Raw genomic sequence first — 22427 nt, forward strand, 5'->3', positions numbered from 1 at the left:
GTAAGCCGCGAAGCCACAAATCCAACAGCGTCGAGCAAAGCCAACCCCTCCCCAACCCTCCCCTTGCCTACGGCAAAGGGAGGGGGCTCAAGCCTCCCCTGCGCTTCGCGCAAGGGAGGGGCTCAAGCCCTTACTTCGGCATCGCCAGGTTCTCAGCCGTCAGCGCCTTGCCCGCACGTGGGGTGGTGGCGATCACTGCATCGGCTGGCAAAGCCGTGCCCTTGTCCAGGCGTGCCTGCACCCGATCCAGGGCCTCATACACATAGGGCAGCAGCGGCAGGTAACGCGAGCCATAGTCCGGCAGGCCGAGGAAACCATCGAAGTGCTGCACATGCTGCACCTTCCAGTAGCTCACTTCGCGCCCGGCCGCCTTGGCTGCCGCCGCATACGGTGCGCTGCTGAAAGCCGGCGGAATCAGGCCATCGTCGGCACCGTGTACCACCATCACCGGCAGGCCCTTGCGCGGCAAACCGGCGTGGGTGGCCTGGATGCCGGCCTGCACACGCTTGGCGTCTTCACCCTGTCCGTCCCACAGACCACGCAGGCACTTCAGACCGGCGTAGGTCAGGTCCGGCAAGGCCACCTTGCTGTCGAGCAGGCCAACGCCGGCACCCGGCGGAATGCCGCTGCCGTCGGAGATCCACGCAGCACGCTCAATGGCGGTTGCCGCGCGCGGCGAGAAGTCCGGATTCTGTGCCGCAAAGTTGAATCCACAGGGATGCTCGCCAACGCCATAGCGGCCATAGGCCGAGGCATACGTCGCCGAGATCGCGCGCCATAGATCAAAGCCGGTGGACAAGGCACCAGCACGCAGCGATTGGTCGGTCCATCCCTTGCTCAGCATCAGCTCGTAGGCCGACCGGGCCTGCGCCGCTGGTGTCGCGCCACTGATCACACCCTCCGCTGCCAGGCTCGCACAGCGCACGGCGGCACCGGCCTGCAGCGCGGCGGTCATCGGCGGCTGCGGCAGGTTGCTCATGTGCAGCTGCGCGCACGGCATCAACAACGCCGCCTCGGTGCTGTAATCGTAGAGCGCACGTGCACCGGCACCGCTGGAATAGACGCTGGGTTCACCGGCCACCACCGCATCCAGCCAGTCGCCTTCCAGCTCGGCCGCACGCAGCACCGCGCCGCCGCCATTGGAGATGCCCACGGCAATGATGCGGGTGTTCTCGAAAGTGAAGGGCGCCGCCTGCGGATAGGCCTGTGCCAAGGCCAACAGTGCGAACTCGGCCGCCTGTTTTACGTGGCGCCCCCAGTCGGCTTCCGGGTTGTCCTTGGAATGCGCATGCTTGAAGGCGACACCTGCTGCATTGACCGGCGCATCCGGCACGAACGCAAGGTCGCTGACTTCACCCAAGGCACCGATGGTGCCATTGGCACGCACACCCATCTGCGCGTTCAGATCGTAGTAGTCGCTGCCGGCGCCCTTGTCGGTATAGACCACCGCACAGCCCTTGGGCAGGCCCCAGGCAGCGGCGACCGACACCGCGCCGTAGATGCCACGCGAGCCCGATGCCGGTGCGACCAGCACACAGCGCTTGGCGGTATCAAAGTTGTCCGGAATCTGCGCCAGCACACGATGCGGCTGGCTGGCACCGGGCAGGCGAGCGAACGCCGCATACTCGCGGCCGGGCACGTTCTGCAGGCTGCCGAACAGTTCGCCGTAACCACCGCCCGGGGCGAGGTCGGCAATGCCGCGCCAGCTGCCCCACATCGCGCGACGGCGCAGCTCATCCACGGTCGGCGCGCTGGCATCGGCAAAAGCCGGTGGCGCCATGCTGCGCAGGCCGGCCAGGCCCAGCCCGGCGGTAAGCAGGTCATCACTGCCGCGATGTTCGCTGCGGAGTTCGTTGCTGAACATGGAAGACTCCACGGGCTTGGACGCTGGGCCGCTGGCACAGGAGGCCAGGCTCAGTCCGACAAATAGGCCGCAGGCGGCGCGCAATAGGGATTGGCTCATGGACGCACCCTAGCAGAGCAACCACGGCCGGCTCATCGTACTTAAGTACCACACGCTTTTAGCGCGGCGGCTGCTACGTTTCCACCATCCCCCATAGCTTCGGAGTCCCCCATGGACCGCTTCCTGCAAGGCCGCACCGCATTGGTGACCGGCAGTACCTCCGGCATCGGCCTGGCCATCGCCCAGGCCTTGGCCAATGCCGGCGCCCGCGTGGCCATCAACGGCCTGGGCACGCCCGAGCAGATCGACGCGGCGTTAGCCAGCGTCACCGACACCGGCAGCCAGGCGCGGCACTTCGATGCCGATCTGCGCAAACCCGACCAGATCGCCCACATGCTCGAAGCCGTGCAGGCCTGGGGCAACATCGACATCCTGGTCAACTGCGCCGGTATCCAGCACGCCGCACCGCTGGCCGAACAGCCGCCGCAGAAGTGGGACGACATCATCGCCATCAACCTCAGCGCCGCCTTCCACACCATGCAGCATGCGCTGCCCGGTATGGCCGAGCGCGGCTACGGCCGGGTGGTCAATATCGCCTCGGTGCATGGTCTGGTCGCCTCGAAGAACAAGGCCCCGTATGTGGCCAGCAAGTTCGGCATCGTTGGCCTGAGCAAGGTAGCGGCATTGGAATACGCCGCTGCCGGCAGCCGTGAAAGCGGTGGCGTCACCGTCAACTGCGTCTGCCCGGGTTGGGTTGAAACGCCCTTGATCGAGCCGCAGATCCAGGCCCACCGCAACGGCGGCAGCCGCGATGACGGCGTCCGCGCCCTGCTTGAAGAAAAGCAGCCCAGCCTGCGCATGTCGCTGCCGGAAGACATCGGCGCGATGGTGGTCTGGCTGTGCCGCCGCGAGTCGCACAACCTCACCGGCGCGGCGATGCCGATGGACGGCGGCTGGACTGCGCAGTAAGTCAGGAACGAATGATCAGGAGCGAGGAAGCAGAACGTCGAAGCAGATGCAGTAGATGCTTAGCGCCGCTTTCCCGCTCCGCCCTGGTTGCTACTCCCTCGTTCCCGGCCCCAGGAGGTTGCTTTTGGCTTCATGTGCGCCTCTACTGGCGGCTGTTTTCCCGCCAGTCGTTCCCAGCCTCATGCCCAGTTTGTTGATTGCCGACGATCACCCCTTGTTCCGCGCTGCCCTGCGGCAGGCGGCCAGCGAGGCCGTCAGCGAGCTGCAGGTACGCGAGGCCGAGTCGCTGGAAGGCGTGCTGGCGGCGCTGGATGCGGCCCCGGACACCGACCTGATCCTGCTCGACCTGCATATGCCCGGCAATCACGGGCTGGCAGGGCTGGCCGCTATCCGCGCACAACACCCCGGGGTGGCGGTGATCGTGGTTTCGGCCAATGACGATCCACGCGTGGTGCGGCGTGCGCTTGACCACGGCGCCGCCGGCTACCTGCCCAAGAGTTCGGGTTTGAATGAGCTGCGCGAAGCAATCCGCAGCGTCATGGCCTGCGAGCAATGGCTGCCGGCCTCGCTGCGCGCGGCGGTATCGCGGGCGCAGTCCTCCAGCCACGACAGCGAACTGGCCGCACGCCTGGCCAGTCTGTCACCGCAACAGTTCCGGGTATTGGCGCTGGTTGCCGAAGGCCTGCTAAACAAGCAGATCGCCGACCGTCTGGATGTGCAGGAACGCACCGTCAAGGCGCATCTATCGGCCATCTTCGAACGCCTCGGGGTGCGCAACCGCACCCAGGCCAGCGTAGTACTGCGCGAACTGGAACTGAGCGATCCGGCACGCCAGGCGCTGTGATCGCAAGCGATGCTTTGTAGGAGCGGCGTCAGCCGCGAAGCCGACGGACCGGCCGGCCGCAGCCAGATCGATCACACGCATTCCTGATCGCACTTCACTACGACGGTGCCGTTGTCAGCTTCGCGGCTGACGCCGCTCCTACAACACCCCTCCCCTACACTGCTCCTGCACCGCGCCGAGTTACCAGCTTGTGCAACAACATGCCTGCCAACATTGCCGGTACAAACCACAATGCTTCGGGTGACAACACTCCCAGGCCGACCAGCGCCGGGCCCGGGCAGTAACCGGCCAGTCCCCAGCCAATGCCGAACAAGGCCGCACCGATCAGCAATGGCCGGTCGATATGGCGCAGATCCGAAATCTGGAAACGCTCAGCCAATACCGGCGCCGGCCGTCGCAGCACGAAACGGAACAGCAGCATCGTCGTGCCGACAGCGCCGCCCAGCACGAACAACAGGGCCGGATCGAAATCGCCAAACACATCAAGGAAACCGAGGATGCGCTGCGGATCTGTCATGCCCGACAACGCCAGGCCAAGCCCAAACAGCGCGCCGGAAACCAGTGCCGCCAAGGTGATACGCGAGGTACTCATGCCACATGCCTGACGATATAAGTGGTCAGAACCGCCGTCGCCATGAAGGTCAACACGGCAGCGAACGAACGCACGGACAAGCGCCCCAAACCACAGACACCGTGGCCGCTGGTGCAGCCATTGCCCATGCGCGTGCCAAAACCCACCAGCAGCCCCGCTGCAACCAGCAGCACGGGCGGAAAGCCCTGGCGCGGCGTGTAAGCGCCCGGCACCAGCCACAGATACGCGGCACCGGCGCCGATCAGGCCAATCAGGAATGCGCCGCGCCAGGCCACTTCTCCACTGCGCGGCATCAGCACACCGCCAACAATGCCGCTGATACCGGCAATACGCCCGGTCAGCCACAGCAACAACGTGGCGGCCAGGCCGATCAACACGCCGCCGGCCAAGGCCAGCATCCAGCCGCTCATTGCGGTTTCCCGATCTGATCCAGCGGCAAGCGCAGGTAGCGCACGCCGTTGCCATCGGGCTCGGGCAAGCGCCCGCCGCGGATATTCACCTGCAGGGCCGGCAGGATCAGCTTCGGTACCGGCAGCGTTGCATCACGTTGCTCGCGCATCTGCACGAAGGCGGCCTCGTCAGTGCCGTCCCTGAGGTGCAGATTGTGCTGCTTCTGCTCGTCGATGGAGCTCTGTGCCTGCGCTTCGCGGCGGCTGCCGGGGTAGTCATGGCACAGGTAGATGCGGGTATCAGCCGGCAAGGCCAGGATGCGCTGGATCGACGCATACAGCCGATGCGCGTCGCCGCCGGGGAAGTCACAGCGCGCGGTGCCGGTATCTGCGGCAAACACCGTGTCACCGACGAATGCCGCGTCACCGATCACATAGGTCAGACTGTCATCGGTATGCCCGGGCGTGGCAATCACCCGTGCAGTCAATCCACCCACGTTGAAGCTGTCCGCATCCTCGAACAGGCGGTCGAACTGGCTGCCATCGGCAATGAACTCATCGCCCAGGCCAAACAGGGTCTTGAAGTGCTGCTGTACCTGCACGATGCCGCGGCCGATGGCCACTGGCGCCTGCAGCTGATCGGCCAGATAGCCTGCCGCACTGAGATGATCCGCATGCGCATGGGTTTCCAGAATCCATGCCACCGTCAACAACTTGCTGCGCACGAACGCCAGCAGCGCATCCGCTGACACGGTACTGGTGCGCGCGCCGGCCGGCTCGTAATCCAGTACCGGATCGATGATGACAGCCATGCCGCCAACCTGGTCATAGACCACATAGCTGAAGGTACCGGTGTCCTTGTCGTAGAACGGCTCGACCACCGGCGATGACATCTGCGTCTGGCTCATTGAGAGGGCCTTGCTTTTAATTTAGCTTTTTCTAAATTAAACTAGTCATCCGCAAAGTACAAGCCCGGAACGCAAGCCCCTGATGCCAGCTTCAGACATGGATATGGAACAAATGCAGGCGCACGCTGAACAGGCCGCGCAGCTGCTCAAGTCGCTGGCCCACCCCGCCCGGCTACGCGTGCTGTGCCGGTTGGTTGAGGGCGAGGCTTCGGTAGGTGAACTGCAGGCGCAGGTCGGCCTGTCGATGTCGGCACTGTCACAGCATCTGGCGGTGATGCGCGAAGCCGAGCTGGTCAGCACCCGTCGTGAAGCACAGAGCATTTTCTATGCGCTGGCCGACAGCCCGGCAATGGGCGTGATGCAGGCCTTGCATGCGGCTTATTGCGGGAAAGCCAGCCGCTAAGCTTCAGGCTTCGACAAAGCACGTGGGGCCCGTAGCCCGGGTAAGCGCAGCGCACCCGGGGGGTATCGCAAAGTTCTCCCGGGTGTGCTGCGCTTACCCGGGCTACGTGGAGAAAATGCGGGGGCTTAAGACTCGCGCCGCTCCGCACCTGGTCTCAACGCATCGGCCGCCAACAGCCGGTCAAGAATCGACTTCAGCGCCAGCGGACGCACTGGCTTGTGCAGCAGCGTCAGTCCCTGCTCCAACACTTCACGGCGCGTCGCCAGGCTGTCGTCGGCACTGAGGATCAAGGTGGGACGCGCACCGAAGTGTTCGCCCAGCCGCAGCTGCAACGCGGTGCCGGTATCGCCGTCATCCAGGTTGTAGTCGAACAGCCACAGGCTTGCCGGCTGGGTCTGCAATGCCGCCACCGCCTGTGCTTCGTTGGCGGCTTCGGCCACGTTGTAGCCCCAGCCACGCAATAGGCCAGCTAGCCCCTGCAAGGCTGCCGGGTCGTTGTCGACCACCAACACCGGCACACCACCGGACGTTGCCGCGCTGCGCAGCCGTGGCGCCGCCGCCAGTTGCGCCGACGCCGCAAGCTGCAGTGACACCGAGAACACCGTGCCGCGCCCTTTCTCGCTACGCAGGCGCAATGGCGTACGCAGCAGGCCGGCAATGCGGTCGGCAATGGCCAGGCCAAGACCGAGTCCTTGCCCGCTGCTCTCCTCGCCACGCCGGAACTCCTCGAATATGCGCTGCTGTTCCTGCTTGGCGATGCCCGGGCCGGTGTCATGCACTTCCACCCGCAGGCGTTGACCATCGCGGCGCACGCCGAGCAATACGCCGCCCGCATGGGTATAACGCACCGCGTTGGCGAGGAAGTTCTGCAGCACCCGGCGCAGCAACTGTGGGTCGCTGTTGACCCAGGCGCGGGTGGGCACATAGTGGAACTCCAGGCCGCGCGCAGTGGCCAGCGCACGGAACTCGGAGACCAGCGGATCCAGCACTTCGGCCAAGGGCAGATCGCGCGGCTGTGGCACCAGACCACCGGCTTCCAACCGCGACATATCAAACAGCCCCGTCAACAGGTCGGTGGTTGAATCCAGCGCGCCGCGGATCTGCACCACGGTCTGTTGCTGCTGGCTGGATTCCACCTGCTGCGCCAGCGTATCGGTGAACAGGTGCGCAGCATGCAGCGGCTGCAACAGATCGTGGCCGACTGCGGCCAGGAAGCGGCTCTTGGCATCGTTGGCCCGCTCCGCCTCGCGCTTGGCCGACTCCAGCAAGGCCGTGCGATCGCCCACGCGCTGCTCCAGGGTTTCGTTGCTGCGCTTGAGCTCACGCTCGCTGCGACGGAATTCGGTGACATCGGTGAAGGTGGCCACAAAGCCACCGCCCGGCATCGGGTTGCCGCGGATCTCGACGATGCTGCCATCGGGAAATACGCGTTCGGTCAAATGCGGCGTACCGGCGCGCATGAAAGCCAGGCGCCGGTCCACCGCCCGCTCGTCGCCACCGCGCGCAGGCATCGCCTGCAATGCCCAGCGGGTCAGATCGATGATCGGGCGGCCCACCTGCAGCAGCTCATCGGGGAATCCAAACATGCGTGCATACGGCCGGTTCCATGCCACCAGCCGCTGTTCACGGTCGATCACACTGATGCCCTGGCTCATGTTCTGCAGTGCTGCCTGCAGTACCTGTTGGCTGAAGCGCAGGTCCTGCGACGCTTCGCTGACGATGGCCGCCACCGTTGCCAACTCGCTGCCCTCGCGCCGCGCCGCATCCAGCAACAGGCGCGCGGAAGCGGCACCAAGCACCGCCGACAACTCACGCTCAACACTGGCCTCGATCGCTGCAGGCACCGCGCCACTGCGCGGCGCGTCGGCCAGCAAGCGCTGCACCCGCTCGTAGGGCAGGAACCGACGGCCGGCGTCGCGCAGGGTATCGGCATCAAGATTGCGGCTGATACGGTCTGGCGTATCGCGCCGCCAGGCCATCGCCAACAAGGTCACCGCGGTGCCGACAAACAGGCTGGCACCTACCGCACGCCCCAGCGGCGTCCATCCGGTCAGGCCAAACAAGCCCTGCGGTGCAAGCCACTGCCAACCAAACGGCCCCTGCAGCAGCCATGCCGGTGTACGCCCGCCGCTTTCCAGCAAGGAGGGCAGCAGCAGCACCCAGGCCCAGGTCGCGAAGCCGGCCAGCACACCGGCGATGGCCGCGCGCGGTGGCGTCTGCGGCCGCCAGATGGCAAAGGCCAGCACCGGCACCAGCGTGGCCATTGCCGAGAACGACACGGCGCCGATATCGGCCAGCACATTGCCGCCACCAATCAGCCGGCTATAGCCCCAGGCCATCAACATGATCACGCAGATGCCTGCGCGCCGCAGCCACACCAGCTCGCGGCGGTGATCACCGCCGCCGGCGCGCGCCCATGCACTGCGCAACAGTCCCGGTGCAAACCAGTGGTTGCCGATCATCAGGCTCAAGGTCAGCGTGCTCACCACCACCATGCCGGTGGCCGCGCTGAGGCCACCGAGGAAAGCGAACAAGGCCACGCCTTCATGGCCCGCAGCGAACGGCAGCGCCAAGGTATACATGTCCGACGGCACGCTGTTGCCAAGCAGCAACGTGCCAGCGCGCGCCAAGGGCAGGATCGGCAGCGCGATCAGCAGCAGGTACAACGGAAACAGCCAGCGCGCGGTGCGCACATCGGCCGGGTCACGGCACTCGACCACGCCAACGTGGAACTGATGCGGCAGCAGGAACATCGCCAGACCGCCGAGGATCACCAGCGGGATGAAGCCGCCTTCCTGTGTATTGACCGGCGCCGGTGGCGCGGCAGGAACCCCTTTCAGGCCAAACCAGACGAATACCCCCAGCGCCAGCATCGCCCCCAGCTTGAATACCGACTCGGCAGCCATCGCCAGCACCAGGCCACGGTTGTGCTCGGAGGCATCGGCGCGGCGCGCACCAAACAGCATCGCGAACAAGGCCATCGCCAGCGCCACATACAAGGCACTGTCATGCCAGATCGAACCGCTCTGCCCGGCATCCACCGCGCGCGAGGTGATCATGCCGAAGCTCATCGCAACCGCCTTGAGCTGCAGCGCGATATACGGAATCAGGCCCAGCACGGTCACCAGCGTCACCGTCGCCGCCAGCCAGGCATCACGTCCCAGCCGCGCGGCAATCAGATCGGCGAGCGAGGTGGCATTGGTTTCGCGCGCCAGCCGCACCAGCCGCATCATCACGCCGATGGCCAGCGCATAGAAAAGAATCGCGCCGACAAAAGTTGGCGGCAGCGGCCAACCATGGCGTGCAGCCTGAGTGACGGTGCCATAGAACGTCCACGAGGTGCAGTGCACCGCCAGCGACAAGGTGTAGATATGCCGCCAATGCCGCGCGAATGCGGTAGGCCGGCGCTCACCGTAGATGGCCACGCCAAACATCAGGGCCAGCCAGGCCAGACCCGCCAGCGCCACCGTCACCAGACTCAACATGGAATGCGTTTCCCAGAAGCTGCTTGGCAGGATACGGAGTTAAGGGATGAGGATGAAGCGGAACAAGCTTTTAGCCTCTCTCCATCCGGAAGTGGAGTTGGGGTGAGGGTCGCGAGCTTGAAGCCCCTCTCCCTCCGGGAGAGGGGTTGGGGTGAGGGTGCGGGCTTGAAGCCCCTCTCCCTCCGGGAGAGGGGTTGGGGTGAGGGTCGCGAGCTTGAAGCCCCTCTCCCTCCGGGAGAGGGGTTGGGGTGAGGGTCGCGAGCTTGAAGCCCCTCTCCCTCCGGGAGAGGGGTTGGGGTGAGGGTGCGATCCACCAGCAATCTGATTCTTCGGGTTTTGCGTTTGACTTCACTGCACAGCGATAAATCAGCACAGACGCCCCGACCTGCGGCTTTCGCGGTTGACCTGGGTCAAAGGCCAGCGCCCACAAGCCAACTGCAGGAGCTGCCCTCACCCCAACCCCTCTCCCGGAGGGAGAGGGGCTTCAAGAAACAGCAACAGCAACAGCAGAAGTAGGAGCAGGAGCAGGAGCAGGATCAAGAGCAAGGGCTGGAGCTAGAGCTAGAGCTAGAGCAACAACAGCAACAACAGCAACAACAGCAACAACAGCAACAACAACAAGAGCAAAAGCAAGAGCAAAAGCAAGAGCAACAAAAGCTGCAAACACAAGAGCCCTTCCCCGCTGTGCGGGAAAGGGCTCCTCTTGCGTGCTGTCAGATGGCCGTTACCGGCCGGCTCATCAGAAGTTGTAACGCACCGACACATACCAGTTGCGCGGCAGACCGTAGTACGCGGTCTGGATGTTGCCGACGCTGGCAAACTCCTGGCCTTCAGTCTTGTACTGCTTGTCGGTCAGGTTGCGTACGCCTGCGCGGACCTGCCAGGTCAGCTGCGACGAATCCCACACGCCGTACGCGCCCACCAGGGTGTAAGCGTCCTGGCTCAGCACCTTGCGGTTGTCCACCGACAGCCAGGTGTCGCCGCGATAGGACACGTCGCCGCCAAAGGTCAGGCTGCCGTTGTCACCCAGCGAGAACACATGCTGCAGAGCTACGCGAGCGGTCCAATCCGGCGAGAACGGCACGTGGTCGTGGTTCACGCTCGGGTCGTAGCCGGCGTAGGACGGATCGAGGCGGAAGTCCTCGAAGCTGTCGTACTTGGCGTCCATCCAGCCCAGCTGAGCGCTCAGCGTGGTGGCTTCGCCCAACAGTGCACTACCTTCCAGCTCGATGCCCTTGATGTTGAGCTTGGCCGCGTTCAACACCGGGAAGGTGCCCACGTCCTGCGAAACACGTGCTTGGAAATCGCTGTAGTTGCTGTAGAACGCCGTTGCGGTACCGCGCATGCGGTGGTCGGCGGTGCTGCCCTTCAGGCCCAGCTCGTAGGTCCACACGTGTTCCGGATCGAACTTGGCGTGCTCGGTGTCGTACACCGTGTTGGCACGGCCGTTGAAGCCACCGGACTTGAAGCCACGATTGGCCGACACATAGCCCATCAGGTTGTCGCTGAACTCCTTCTGCAGGCTGATCGACGGCGTCACCGCGGTCCACGATGCCTTCGCATCGAAGGCGACCGTGCCGTTCAAACCAGCGAACGGTGCGCCCCAGAACGTGCTGGTGGTGCGATCGTAGTCCTTCTTGTCCTTGGTCCAGCGCACACCGGCGGCCACGGTCCAGGTCGGCACGAACTCCCAGTTTACGTGCGCGAACGCAGCGACGGACGTAGTGGTCAGGTCGTCACCGATGGTGCGCAGGAACGGCACACCCGCGCCCAGGAACGAGAACAGGTCGTCAGCATAGGCTTCCTGGTACGAAGGCACGTTCTCCTTCATGTAGTACGCGCCAAAGGTCGCGTGCAGGTTGGAGCCATTGTCGTAATGCAGCTGGAATTCCTGGCTCTTCTGGTTCTGGTCCAGCGCCACCAGCACATCGCCCAGCTCGTATTGGGAAGCGTCGATGTCGATATACGACTTGGTCTTGAGCTTGCGGTAAGAGCTGATGCTCTTGAGCATGAACTGCTCGTTGATCTCCCACTCCATCGCCAGCGAGGCGCCGGAATGCTTCAGGTACTGGCCTTCACCGTCCTTGAACGAGGTCTGCGCGCGGCGGTTCCACTTGCCGGTTTCACCCGGCTGCAACACGATCACGCCAGCAGGTGCCAGGCTGGTCTGCAGCAGCGGCGCCATCGGCCGGCCCAGGGTCAGCGCAGCGTCCTGCTTGGTGGTATCCAGCGACAGCACCGCACTGAAATTATCCGTCGGCTTGTAGGCCAGCTTCATGCGCAGGGCTTCGGTGTCGTCGTCGTTGTAGCGCTTGCCGGTGACCGCATCCTTGACGTAGCCGTCATTGGTGATCTTGGCACCGGCAATGCTGCCGGCCAGCGTGTCGCTGAGCTTGCCCGAAACATAGAAGCGGCCTTCCAGGCGCCCGTAGTCACCGGCAGTCACTTCCACCGCGCCGCCTTCATTGTCGAAGGGGTTCTTGGTAGTCAGCTTGATCGCGCCGCCGGTGGAGTTCTTGCCGTACAGCGTGCCCTGCGGGCCGCGCAGCACTTCCAGCTGCTGGATGTCGAACAGCGAGAACAGTGCGCCATTGATGCGCGAGTAGTAGACATCGTCCACATACATGCCCACGCCCGGGTCGAAGGTCTGCAGCGCGTCGGGCTGGCCGATGCCGCGGATGAAGACGTTGACGCTGTTGGCCGAACCACGGCCCTGGGCGATGTTCATGTTGGGCACGGCGCCCTGCAGGCCTTCCACGGTCGAGGCCTGCAGATCCTTGATCTGCTCCTCGCCGAAGGCACTGACCGCCACCGGCACGTCCTGGATGGACTCGGTGCGGCGGCGTGCGGTTACGGTTACTTCGTCCAGCTGCGTGGCCTGGGTGCCTGCCGGCACGGCCTGCTGCTCCTGCGCCTGCACGAATGCAGCCGGTGCCAACAGAATGCCACCGATGGCGATACTCAGATACTTACGCTTCATTGGTCTCCCTCCTCCCGGGTATGACGTAGCGGCATACGAGTGCCGCCATGGAGCGCACGTTAAAGGAGCGTTAGCCTGCCGCGTATAGTCCCTTCGTACAGTGGGCCGGACCGCCCCCGGTGCTGATACTCGCCGGCACTGTGTATTGGCCGGGAGCCCTGAATGTCGTTTCTGATCGTATTGGCGGCCCTGTGCTTCCTGATGTTTGTCGCCTACCGCGGCTACAGCGTGATCCTGTTCGCGCCGGTGGCGGCGCTGGGCGCGGTGCTGCTGACCGACCCCACCCTGGTGCAGCCGATGTTCACCGGCTTGTTCATGGACAAGATGGTCGGCTTCCTGAAGTTGTACTTCCCGGTCTTCGTGCTGGGCGCCGTGTTCGGCAAGTTGATCGAGGTGTCGGGCTTTTCCAAGTCCATCGTCAGCGCCACCATCAAACTGGTCGGCGCCAAGCGCGCGATGCTGTCGATCGTGCTGGTCTGCGCCCTGCTCACTTACGGCGGCGTATCGCTGTTCGTGGTGGTGTTTGCGGTCTACCCGTTCGCCGCCGAGCTGTTCCGCCAGAGCAACATCCCCAAGCGCCTGATTCCAGGCACCATCGCCTTGGGCGCCTTCACCTTCACCATGGACGCGCTGCCGGGCACCCCGCAGATCCAGAACATCATCCCGTCAGCGTTCTTCGGCACCAACAGCTGGGCTGCGCCGTGGCTGGGTGTGATCGGCACGGTGGTGATCCTGATCCTGGGCATGAGCTATCTGGAATGGCGCCGCCGCGTAGCCATTCGCAATGGCGAAGGCTATGCCGGTGCCAACGAGGAGCTGCGCAACGAGCCAGAACCGTTCCAGGGCCAGAACCTGGCGCACCCGCTGGTGGCGATCGCACCGTTGATCCTGGTGGGCGTGGCCAACTTCCTGCTGACCCGCTGGATCCCCGGCTTCTACGGTGAAACCCAGTCCTTTGTGCCGGCGGTGATCGGCAACCCGGCACCGGTGGTGCAGGAAGTATCCAAAATGGCGGCCATCTGGGCCGTACAGGGCGCCTTGCTGCTGGGCATTCTCAGCGTCATCGCCTTCGCCTGGAAGCCGGTGGTGGCCTCGTTCGCCGAAGGCACCAAATCCGCCATCGGCGGCGCCATGCTCGCGTCGATGAACACCGCGTCCGAATATGGCTTCGGCGCCGTGATTGCGGCCCTGCCCGGCTTCCTGGTGGTCGCCAATGCGCTGGGCTCTATTCCGAACCCGCTGGTCAATGAAGCGGTTTCGGTCACGGCCATGGCCGGCATCACCGGCTCGGCCTCCGGTGGCATGAGCATCGCGCTGGCGGCCATGGCCGACAGCTTCATCGCCAATGCACAGGCGGCGGGGATTCCGATGGAAGTGCTGCATCGGGTCGCCGCGATGGCCTCCGGCGGCATGGACACCCTGCCGCACAACGGCGCGGTGATCACCGTGCTTGCGGTAACCGGCCTGACCCATCGCCAGTCCTACAAGGACATCTTCGCCATCACCATCATCAAGACCCTGGCGGTGTTCGCGATCATTGGCGTGTACTACGCCACCGGCCTGGTCTGATCCGTTCTCGCGCCCCGGCCAAGTGATAGGCCCGGTAGCCCGGGTAAGCGCAGCGCACCCGGGGGCTTTGCCAAGGGCCCCGGGTGCGCTGCGCTTACCCGGGCTACCTCACTGGCGGAGCTTCCATGCCGAGGGTGTTGTCAGCCGGCCCGGCCAAACAAAGCACGCCCGCGAGTTGCTGACGAACCGATGCCTGCAAAGGCCCCGGGTGCGCTGCGCTTACCCGGGCTACGCGACTATTTGCAGGAGCGGCGTCAGCCGCGAAGCAGATACAAAATCAGATCGCCCAACTGCCAATCGCCTCAGCACCACCAGCTTCGCGGCTGACGCCGCTCCCACAAACAAGCGCAGCCCCGGCAGCAGCCGGGCAGCGGAGCCGAAAAGCCCGAATCACGGCTTTTACCGATCCGTAATTTCCAATCCTGATTTCCAGCTCAACGCCCAAAAACCAGCAAGGCCCGGGTTTCCCCGGGCCTTGCCGTTTCCAAAGAGCACAGACAGAAAAATCGCCCGGCTGCACGTCACTGTGCAACACCGGACGACCTCACATCCTTGTTGGCATCCTGCCAGCCCCCAGCATCCTGCCCTTCTTGGGTTCCCGGTGATCCGCCCTCCTGGCGGGTCACTATCCGATTCCTTCCGCTCAGCGCCTCTCAACCGGCTGCGCAGCTACCGTCCCGGTAGCTTTCTTGGCAGGGGCAGCTCCGGCCCTTGCCTCGATCAGGTCACGATTCCTTTCGACCGTCTTCAATCCGATTCCCTTCACCAGTGCCAGTTCCTCGACACTTTTGAACGGTCCGTTGGCCTGTCGGTGCTCGATGATCGCCTGCGCCTTGGAAGGGCCAACGTTCACCAGGGCCTGATTCAGCTCCGCCGCAGAGGCGGTATTGATATCGAGCTTGTCCTTGGCCTGAGCCGTAAGCGTCAATAACAATGCGAGAATCAGAGACTGCAGCGTCACGGTAAAAAGCTTCATCGCTGTACTCCTTGTGGCTTGTTGGCTGATTGGCGGCTATCCCGCCGGCCGAATCAGTGTCCCGCGCCACATGAACCTAGAATATCCGCAGCACGCCGGACGGACAGCCAGCCAACCACCCGGGTCCTTGTAGGAAAAGCCCTACAAAATTCACTGATGAAACCGCCGCAAGCCCGCTAAACAAGGGAGCGGCGTAGAATGGTTACACCTGACATTTCTACCGGAGATCCAGATGGACAGCGCCAAGATCGGCCAATTTCTCAGCGACAAGTGGGACAACGACATCGTCCCGCAACTGGTCGATTACATCCGCATCCCCAACAAGTCGCCGATGTTCGACGCCAACTGGGTCGCCAACGGCTACATGGAACAGGCCGTAACCCTGATGGAGAGCTGGGCCAAGGCGCAGAGCATCCCCGGCCTGCAGGTCGAGGTGGTTCGCCTGGAAGGCCGCACCCCGCTGCTGTTCCTGGAAATCCCGGCCACCGGCCCGGAAACCGGCGACGACACCGTGCTGCTGTACGGCCACCTGGACAAGCAGCCGGAAATGACCGGCTGGGACGAGGATCTGGGCCCGTGGAAGCCGGTGCTGCGAGGTGACAAGCTGTACGGTCGCGGCGGTGCGGACGATGGCTACGCCATCTTCGGCTCGCTGGCCGCCGTACTGGCGCTGCAGGAACAAGGCCTGCCGCATGCGCGCTGCGTGATCCTGATCGAAGCCTGCGAAGAATCCGGCTCCTACGACCTGCCGGCGTATGTCGACTATCTGGCCGACCGCATCGGCCAGCCGTCGCTGGTGGTCTGCCTGGATTCGGGCTGCGCCAACTACGACCAGCTGTGGTGCACCACCTCGCTGCGCGGTCTGACCGGTGGCAACTTCACCGTCAAGGTGCTCAACGAGGGCGTGCACTCCGGTGATGCTTCCGGTGTGGTGCCGTCCAGCTTCCGCCTGCTGCGCCAGCTGCTGTCGCGCATCGAAGACGAAAAGACCGGCCGCATCCTGCTCGACGGCCTGCATGTGGAAGTCCCGGCCGAGCGCCTGGAACAGGCGCAGCGCGCCGCTGACGTGGTCGATACCGCCATCTTCGACAAGTTCCCGCTGGTCGACGGCCTCAAGCCGATGAGCGAGGATCTGACCGAGCTGGTACTCAACCGCACCTGGCGCCCGGCCCTGTCGGTCACCGGCATCGGCGGCATGCCGCCGCTGGAATCGGCCGGCAACGTGCTGCGCCCGGAAACCTCGGTCAAGCTGTCGCTGCGCCTGCCGCCGACCGCCAATGGCAAGGCCTGCGGCGAGCTGCTGAAGGAAGCCCTGCTGCGTGATCCGCCGAACGGCGCCCACGTCAGCCTGGACCTGGAAAAGGCTTCCACCGGCTGGAACGCACCGGCCATGGCTTCGTGGCTGGAGCAGTCCATCGACGCCGCCAGCCAGGCCTTCTTCGGCAAGCCGGCCATGTATATGGGCGAAGGCGGCTCGATCCCGTTCATGGGCATGCTGGGTGAGAAGTTCCCGGGTGCGCAGTTCATGATCACCGGCGTGCTGGGACCGCATTCCAACGCCCATGGTCCGAACGAGTTCCTGCACATCCCGATGGGCAAGCGCGTCACCTCCTGCGTGTCCAAGGTGCTGTTCGACCACCACGCGGCCAGCCTGCGCGGTGAGACCAGCGGCTCGCCGGTCGCTGCCGACAGCGGCACCCGTCACGGCGGCCACGGCTGCTGCTGATCGTCTGCAGTTTGACGGTTGGATGACGAACGCAGCCTGGCCTTGCTAGGCTGCGTTTTTATTTGCCAAGGAGCAGAACATGAGCGGATTGTTTGGCAGCGACAGCTGGCTGTACATCATCCTGATCGGTTTCTTCGTCGGCCTGCTGGGGCGCTTCTTCATGCCCGGCAACAACCGCATGGGCTGCCTGCTGACCATCGTGCTCGGCGTGGCCGGGGCGGTATTTGCCGGTTGGTTCGGCCGTGAGATGGGCTGGTATTCGGCAGGACAGCCGGCCGGCTTCGTCGGCGCCATCATCGGCGCGATAGTGCTGCTGGCGTTGCTGCGCTTGATCAGCGGCGGCAAGAAGGGCTGATTTCCATCCAACGGCGCCTGCGGGCGCCGCAACTTTGTAGTGTCCATGAACGATCCCGCTTCCGATCCACTGCGCACCGAACAACGCCGGCAGTGGGCCGCCGCCGCGCTCGGCGACCCCACCACCATCCTGGAACGTGCGTCGGTCGATGCCGGCTTCCGCAGCTACTGGCGAACCACCAGCACGCGCGGCAGCCACATCGTGATGGATTCGCCGCCGGGCCTGGAGGATGTGCGCCCGTGGCTGCGCATGCACGACCTGCTCGAAACCCACAGCGTGCGCGTGCCGCAGGTATTGGCGCGCGAAGTCGACAACGGCTTCCTGCTGCTGGAAGACCTGGGCGGCCCCACCCTCGCCCGCTTCATCACCGATGACACGGCCGATGCGTGGTTCGAGGCCAGCTTCGCGCAGCTGATCCGGCTGCAATCGATTCCTGTGCCCGAGGGCATGGGTTCGTTTGGTGAAGCGCTGCTGCAGCGCGATGCCGGCCTGTTTGAAGAATGGTTCGTGCAACGTCACCTCGGCCTGCAGCTGGATTGCGGCGAAAGCGAGCAGCTGCAACTCGTGCAGCGGCGCTTGATGGACAACGCCTTGAACCAACCGCAGGTGCTGACCCATCGCGATTTCATGCCGCGCAACCTGATGCCGGTCGACGGCGGTCCAGCGGTACTGGATTTCCAGGACCTGGTCAGCGGCCCGATTGCCTACGACCCGGCCAGTCTGTTCAAGGACGCCTTTCTGAGTTGGCCGCTGGAAAAAGTCGACGCCTGGCTTGCCCGCTACCACGCCAAGGCCACCGCCGCGGGCCTGCCGCTGCGGCCATGGCCGCTGTTCCTGCGCGATGCCGACTGGATGGGCGTGCAGCGCCATCTGAAGATCCTCGGCATCTTCGTGCGGCTGCGTGACCGCGACGGCAAGGGCCATTACTTCCAGGACGCACCGCGCTTCATCCGCTACCTGGATGAAGTGCTACCGCGCTACCCGGAGCTGGCGCCGTTGCAGGAATTGTTTGAACGACGTTTCAAGCCGGCGATGGCTGCCAAGGCCGCCGCATGAAAGCCTTGATCTTCGCTGCCGGGCTGGGCGAACGCATGCGTCCACTCACCGAGCACACCCCAAAACCGCTGCTATCGGTGGCAGGTGTGCCGCTGATTGAATGGCATCTGCAACGTCTGGCGGCGCTGGGCATCAGCGATGTGGTGGTCAATACCAGTTGGCTGGCCACGCAGTTCCCACAGACGCTGGGCGATGGCAACCGCTGGGGCCTGCGCCTGCATTATCTGTACGAAGGCCCAGTACCGCTGGAAACCGGCGGCGGCATGCACAACGCCTTGCCGTTGCTTGGCGATGCGCCCTTCCTGGCGGTCAACGGTGATATCTGGAGCGATTTCGATTTCGCCCACTTGCCGCGGGAACCGAAGGGCAATGCGCACCTGCTGATGGTCGACAACCCCGACCACCACCCGCGCGGTGATTTCATCCTGAGCGCTGATGGCCAGTTGCACGACAACGGTGATGCGCCACGCCTGACCTTTGCCGGCATCGGCGTGTACCGGCCGCAGTTGCTGCAGGATTGGCAGGCGGTGATTGGCGATGCGGATGGCAGCGCGGAAACGCCGCCGCGTTTCAAGCTGGCGCCGCTGCTGCGCGCAGCGATGGCCAACACTGCAGTCAGCGGCCAGCATCACCAAGGCCGCTGGACCGACGTAGGCACCCCAGAGCGCCTGCAGCAGCTGGACAAGCAGCTTGTTGTAGGAGCGGCGTAAGCCGCGAAGCTGCTGCAGGATCAAAAGCAACGCTGTTTGCAATCGCAGGCAAGCCTGGCTGCCGTTGCACCACCAGCTTCGCGGCTGACGCCGCTCCCACAACAGCCCGCACACCCATTTGTGGGAGCGGTGTAAACCGCGAAGTCACTGAAGGATCAGAAGCAGCGCTGTGTGCAATCGCAGGCATGTCTGGCTGTTGTTGCAACATCAGCTTCGCGGCTGACGCCGCTCCCACAACAGCCCGCACATTCCTTTGTGGGAGCGGTGTAAACCGTGAAGCCACTGAAGGATCAGAAACAGCGTTGCCTGCAATCGCAGGCATGCCTGGCTGTTGTTACAGCACCAGCTTCGCGGCTTACGCCGCTCCTACAACAGCGCGCACATTCCTTTGTGGGAGCGGTGTAAACCGCGAAGCCACTGAAGGATCAGAAGCAGCGCTGTGTGCAATCGCAGGTATGCCTGGCGGTTGTCGCACCACCAGATTCGCGGCTGACGCCGCTCCCACAACAGCCACCACAAGAATCCCGCCCGCTGATCCGGCCCTCAGCTCGGCCCGTTCTCCAGCACCCGCTTCAGGAACGGCACGGTGATCCGTCGTTTGGCTGCCAGCGATTCGCGGTCCAGCCTTTCCAGCAAGGTCACCAGCCCGCTCAGGTCGCGACCGGTGCGGGTCAGCAACCAGTCCAGCGTGGCCTCGTCCATCACCAGTCCGCGGCGCACCGAACGTTCACGCAGCACCGCGCCACGGCCTTCGGCATCAAGTGGCTCCAGGGTGATGCGGCTGCACTGCGACAGCCGCGAGCGCAGATCGGGCAATACCAGCCCCAGGCCATCGGGTGGAAGCCGCGAGGTATAGATCACGGTCACATCGGCAGCACGGGCACGGTTGTGGAACTCGAACAGGGTCACTTCCTGCTCGCGGCGGCCGGCGACATATTCCAGTCCGTCCAGCGCCAGCACATCGTGCCCTTCCAGTGCTTCCAGGGCGTCCTGCAGGCGCGTACCTGCCGCCTGCAATGGCAAATAGGCCGGTCGCCGCCCTGCCTGCAATGCAGCGGCGCAGGTGGCCAGGGCCAGATGGGTCTTGCCGGTGGCACCGGCGCCGACCAGATAGATCCAGTCCTTGCTGCTGCCATTGGCGACGGCGCGCAGCTGCGCCAGCGCGCCTTCCGGTGCACCGATGAACGTCTCAAAGCGCTGGTCTGGCGGGTAACGCAAGGCCAGCGGTAACTGCGGCACACTCACTTAATTTCTACATCCTTCGACACGATGCTCAGGTCCGCCGGCACGTCGATGCTGCGCGGATCCAGGACGATCGTCGGCCCATGGCCGGCGTACAACTCACTTTGGCGATAACGCTGGTGCGCATAGCGCAACAGGACGTTGATCACCGCCGCCGCTGGCAGCGCCAGCAGCATTCCCAGGAATCCAAACAACTGACCGCCTGCCATCACGGCAAAAATGACCGCAACCGGGTGCAGGCCAATTTTGTCACCGACGATGCGCGGCGTCAGTACATAACTTTCCAGCAGCTGGCCAACGGTGAACACAACACCCACCATTATCAGCAACTGCAGGTCAAAGCCCTGCGACTGCACCAAGGCCGCCAGCACCGCCAGCACCACACCGGTGGTTGCGCCCAGATACGGGATGAAGCTGATCAAACCGGCAACCAGCCCGATCAACAAGCCCAGGTTCAGGCCAACCAAGCTCAAGCCCGCCGCATACACGATGCCCAGCGCGATCATCACCACGATCTGGCCGCGGATGAAGGCGCCCAGTACATCGTTGGATTCGCGCGCCAGCCGCGACACCACTTCGATATGGTTGCGCGGGATCAAGGATGCAACCCGCTCGACCAACTTGTCCCAGTCGCGCAGGAAGTAATAGGCCAGGATCGGCAAAAGCGCCAGGTTGATCACCCAGGCCACCATCGCAAAACCCGAGCGCGACACGTAGCCGAAGAAGGTGGTGGCAACGCCGCCGGCCTGCTGCCAATGGCTGCGCACCCAATCAAACAGGCGACCGGGATCCAGCCACGCCATGATCTCCAGGCCTGTTTTCTGCTCGATCCACGGGATGGCGGTACTCATCAGCCATTCCTGCCCTTGAGGCAGGGCGGCGACCAGGGTGATGATCTGGCGCTGGATCAAGGGCACCAGGATCAACAGCGCCAAGGCCAGCAACAGGATCATCAGCACGAATACCAGCACCACCGCGGTGTTGCGCGAACGCCCGCTGGCTTCCAGCCGATCCACCAGCGGATCGCCCAGCCAGGCCAGCATCAAGGCGACCACGAACGGGGTCAGCACCGGCGCCAGCAGCCAGGTCACCCACAGCCCGAACGCGGTCAGCACGACCCATTTGAGCCGGCGTAGAAACAGCGCGATTTCCATTTCCGCTGTATCAGTACTCATCGAATGCGGTACTCCGCGCGGCGGTTGCCGCTGTTCTGGTCCGTGCTTGCATCGGTATCGTCCTCGTCCACCGCCCCGACCGGCTGCAGGGCTGCGTCGCGGCCGAGCATGCGGTTGAAGCCAGGCAGGCCGCTCATCAATTCGACATCCAGTTCCAACCGGTCGCCCGAGGCCTGGATCGGCATGATCGACTTGACCACCGCCACGCTCTGCAGGGTAGCCGCCAGCCGCAGATAGTCGTCAGCGCTGCGAATGCCGCTGACCACGATCCGGTAGACACCGGCCGCGCCGGCCACCGGCGCCTTGGCATAGCGCTTGACCAGCGCATCGGCGGCGCCATCGGCACCGCCTACCATCGCCCGCCGCGCATCACCGTCGGTGGTGGTCCAGCGCGACAGCTCACGGCCATTGTCGACAAACACCCAGTCGGCAACCCAGCCGCCGCCCTTGCCGCGGTACAACTTGCCCATCAGCTGCATCGGCGGCGAATAACGGGCCGAGGCCCGCGCCACCGCTGCGGTGTCCTGGCGCCAGATCGCGCCAACCAGGGCCTGCTCGGCGGCGCCGCCGGCCGGCAGGCCCAGCTTGAAGCCGCGCTCGACCGCCCGATCCAGCAAAGGCCGCGCCGCATTGGACTGTGGCACCCCGACCAGGCGCGGGCCGCTGCCATCATCGATGGCCAGCCACACCACCGGCTTTGGACGCGGCTGCGGCCACACCGGCAGGCCCAGCGCGGCGACCAGCCCATCCACGTCGTCCTGGCGGAAACGCGCCACCAGCATGGTCCGGAAGCTGGGCGCGCCGCTGGCGCTGACGCTCTGGTCCTGGCGGTAGTCGTAGCTCTCGACCATGTCCTTGGCGCTGCGCAGGGCCTGCGCGACACCCGGCCGCGCCAAGGCGCTGCGGTCGCCCGACAGCTTGGCCAGCACCGCGCCCAGCGCACGCGCCAGCCCGCCGCTGCGATCGGCCTCGCTTTGGCTGTTGACCGGCACCTCGGCCTCGTAGGCACTACGGGCGCCGGCTACGTCCCCTTCGGTACGCATGCCGGACGACTGTGCCTGCACCAATGAAATGGGCAGACAGAGCGCCAGAAACAGGATTGTGACCAGGCTGCGGCGCATTGAAATTTCCATTGCTCGACGATT

18 protein-coding genes and 1 pseudogene are annotated in these 22427 nt (G+C 64.6%); 8 read left to right on the forward strand and 11 right to left on the reverse strand.

All coding sequences use genetic code 11. The features are described 5' to 3' along the window. Positions 1 to 130 precede the first annotated feature (130 nt). Positions 131 to 1864 (reverse strand): 3-hydroxybutyrate oligomer hydrolase family protein, encoded by a 1734-nt coding sequence (locus ABB27_RS11580; protein ID WP_057628865.1) that lies wholly within the window; start codon positions 1862 to 1864, stop codon positions 131 to 133. Positions 1865 to 2074: 210 nt separating this feature from the next. Here ABB27_RS11580 and ABB27_RS11585 point away from each other — a divergent pair, with 210 nt between their 5' ends. Both ABB27_RS11585 and ABB27_RS11590 read left to right on the forward strand, forming a co-directional pair. After that, positions 2075 to 2872: a 3-hydroxybutyrate dehydrogenase gene (locus tag ABB27_RS11585; protein ID WP_057628866.1), complete on the forward strand. Its 798-nt coding sequence runs from the start codon at positions 2075 to 2077 to the stop codon at positions 2870 to 2872. Positions 2873 to 3053: 181 nt separating this feature from the next. Then, positions 3054 to 3716 carry a response regulator transcription factor gene (locus ABB27_RS11590; protein WP_057628867.1) on the forward strand — a complete coding sequence of 221 codons (663 nt, stop codon included), beginning with the start codon at positions 3054 to 3056 and terminating at the stop codon, positions 3714 to 3716. Positions 3717 to 3870: 154 nt separating this feature from the next. Here ABB27_RS11590 and ABB27_RS11595 read toward each other — a convergent pair whose 3' ends face one another. The 3 genes and pseudogenes from ABB27_RS11595 to ABB27_RS11605 form a co-directional block, all read right to left on the reverse strand. Further along, the gene (locus ABB27_RS11595; protein ID WP_057628868.1) at positions 3871 to 4308 is read right to left on the reverse strand and encodes a DUF6691 family protein; all 438 of its coding nucleotides are present in this window, start codon (positions 4306 to 4308) and stop codon (positions 3871 to 3873) included. Continuing rightward, positions 4305 to 4724, reverse strand: a pseudogene (locus tag ABB27_RS11600) (YeeE/YedE family protein); the annotation flags it as partial. The pseudogene ABB27_RS11600 and the gene ABB27_RS11595, both read right to left, overlap by 4 nt. Continuing rightward, complete coding sequence (locus ABB27_RS11605; protein WP_244479219.1) at positions 4715 to 5605, reverse strand: MBL fold metallo-hydrolase; 891 nt, start codon at positions 5603 to 5605, stop codon at positions 4715 to 4717. The gene ABB27_RS11605 and the pseudogene ABB27_RS11600, both read right to left, overlap by 10 nt. 97 nt (positions 5606 to 5702) lie before the next feature. Between ABB27_RS11605 and ABB27_RS11610 the strand changes: the two genes are divergently transcribed. Further along, entirely contained in the window at positions 5703 to 6008 is a 306-nt protein-coding gene (locus ABB27_RS11610) for an ArsR/SmtB family transcription factor (protein WP_244479220.1), read from the forward strand. A gap of 125 nt (positions 6009 to 6133) precedes the next feature. On the opposite strand, the gene ABB27_RS11615 is transcribed toward ABB27_RS11610, so the two are convergent. From ABB27_RS11615 to ABB27_RS11625, 3 genes are all read right to left on the reverse strand, one after another. Continuing rightward, entirely contained in the window at positions 6134 to 9493 is a 3360-nt protein-coding gene (locus tag ABB27_RS11615; protein ID WP_057628871.1) for a hybrid sensor histidine kinase/response regulator, read from the reverse strand. A gap of 484 nt (positions 9494 to 9977) precedes the next feature. Beyond that, positions 9978 to 10160, reverse strand: a complete 183-nt coding sequence (locus ABB27_RS19960; protein WP_161809646.1) for a hypothetical protein — start codon at positions 10158 to 10160, stop codon at positions 9978 to 9980. Positions 10161 to 10232: 72 nt separating this feature from the next. Further along, positions 10233 to 12473, reverse strand: a complete 2241-nt coding sequence (locus tag ABB27_RS11625) for a TonB-dependent receptor (protein WP_057628872.1) — start codon at positions 12471 to 12473, stop codon at positions 10233 to 10235. A 162-nt stretch (positions 12474 to 12635) separates the two neighbouring features. Here ABB27_RS11625 and ABB27_RS11630 point away from each other — a divergent pair, with 162 nt between their 5' ends. Beyond that, on the forward strand, positions 12636 to 14042 hold the full coding sequence (locus ABB27_RS11630; RefSeq protein ID WP_057628873.1) for a GntP family permease: 1407 nt from the start codon (positions 12636 to 12638) through the stop codon (positions 14040 to 14042). A 643-nt stretch (positions 14043 to 14685) separates the two neighbouring features. On the opposite strand, the gene ABB27_RS11635 is transcribed toward ABB27_RS11630, so the two are convergent. Then, entirely contained in the window at positions 14686 to 15018 is a 333-nt protein-coding gene (locus ABB27_RS11635; protein ID WP_057628874.1) for a ComEA family DNA-binding protein, read from the reverse strand. 232 nt (positions 15019 to 15250) lie between these two features. On the opposite strand from ABB27_RS11635, the gene ABB27_RS11640 reads away from it, so the two are divergent. The 4 genes from ABB27_RS11640 to murU all read left to right on the forward strand — a co-directional run bounded on the left by ABB27_RS11640 (position 15251) and on the right by murU (position 18865). After that, a complete protein-coding gene (locus tag ABB27_RS11640) occupies positions 15251 to 16744 on the forward strand; it encodes a M20 family metallopeptidase (protein WP_057628875.1) in 1494 nt (497 codons plus the stop codon). A gap of 79 nt (positions 16745 to 16823) precedes the next feature. Further along, positions 16824 to 17099: a GlsB/YeaQ/YmgE family stress response membrane protein gene (locus ABB27_RS11645; protein ID WP_057628876.1), complete on the forward strand. Its 276-nt coding sequence runs from the start codon at positions 16824 to 16826 to the stop codon at positions 17097 to 17099. A 45-nt stretch (positions 17100 to 17144) separates the two neighbouring features. Further along, a complete protein-coding gene (locus tag ABB27_RS11650) occupies positions 17145 to 18155 on the forward strand; it encodes an aminoglycoside phosphotransferase family protein (protein WP_057628877.1) in 1011 nt (336 codons plus the stop codon). Continuing rightward, the gene (gene murU, locus ABB27_RS11655) at positions 18152 to 18865 is read left to right on the forward strand and encodes an N-acetylmuramate alpha-1-phosphate uridylyltransferase MurU (protein WP_057628878.1); all 714 of its coding nucleotides are present in this window, start codon (positions 18152 to 18154) and stop codon (positions 18863 to 18865) included. Before ABB27_RS11650 ends, murU begins: the two co-directional genes overlap by 4 nt. 543 nt (positions 18866 to 19408) lie before the next feature. On the opposite strand, the gene hda is transcribed toward murU, so the two are convergent. The 3 genes from hda to ABB27_RS11670 are packed head-to-tail and all read right to left on the reverse strand — an operon-like array spanning position 19409 to position 22415. Then, positions 19409 to 20110, reverse strand: a complete 702-nt coding sequence (hda, locus tag ABB27_RS11660) for a DnaA regulatory inactivator Hda (protein ID WP_057628879.1) — start codon at positions 20108 to 20110, stop codon at positions 19409 to 19411. Then, on the reverse strand, positions 20107 to 21282 hold the full coding sequence (locus ABB27_RS11665; protein WP_057628880.1) for an AI-2E family transporter: 1176 nt from the start codon (positions 21280 to 21282) through the stop codon (positions 20107 to 20109). The genes hda and ABB27_RS11665 overlap by 4 nt, the downstream gene beginning before the upstream one ends. Beyond that, entirely contained in the window at positions 21279 to 22415 is a 1137-nt protein-coding gene (locus ABB27_RS11670) for a DUF2066 domain-containing protein (protein ID WP_083491277.1), read from the reverse strand. Before ABB27_RS11670 ends, ABB27_RS11665 begins: the two co-directional genes overlap by 4 nt. Positions 22416 to 22427 lie beyond the last annotated feature (12 nt).

The organism is Stenotrophomonas terrae, assembly GCF_001431465.1.
GTDB classification, from domain to species: Bacteria; Pseudomonadota; Gammaproteobacteria; order Xanthomonadales; family Xanthomonadaceae; genus Stenotrophomonas; species Stenotrophomonas terrae.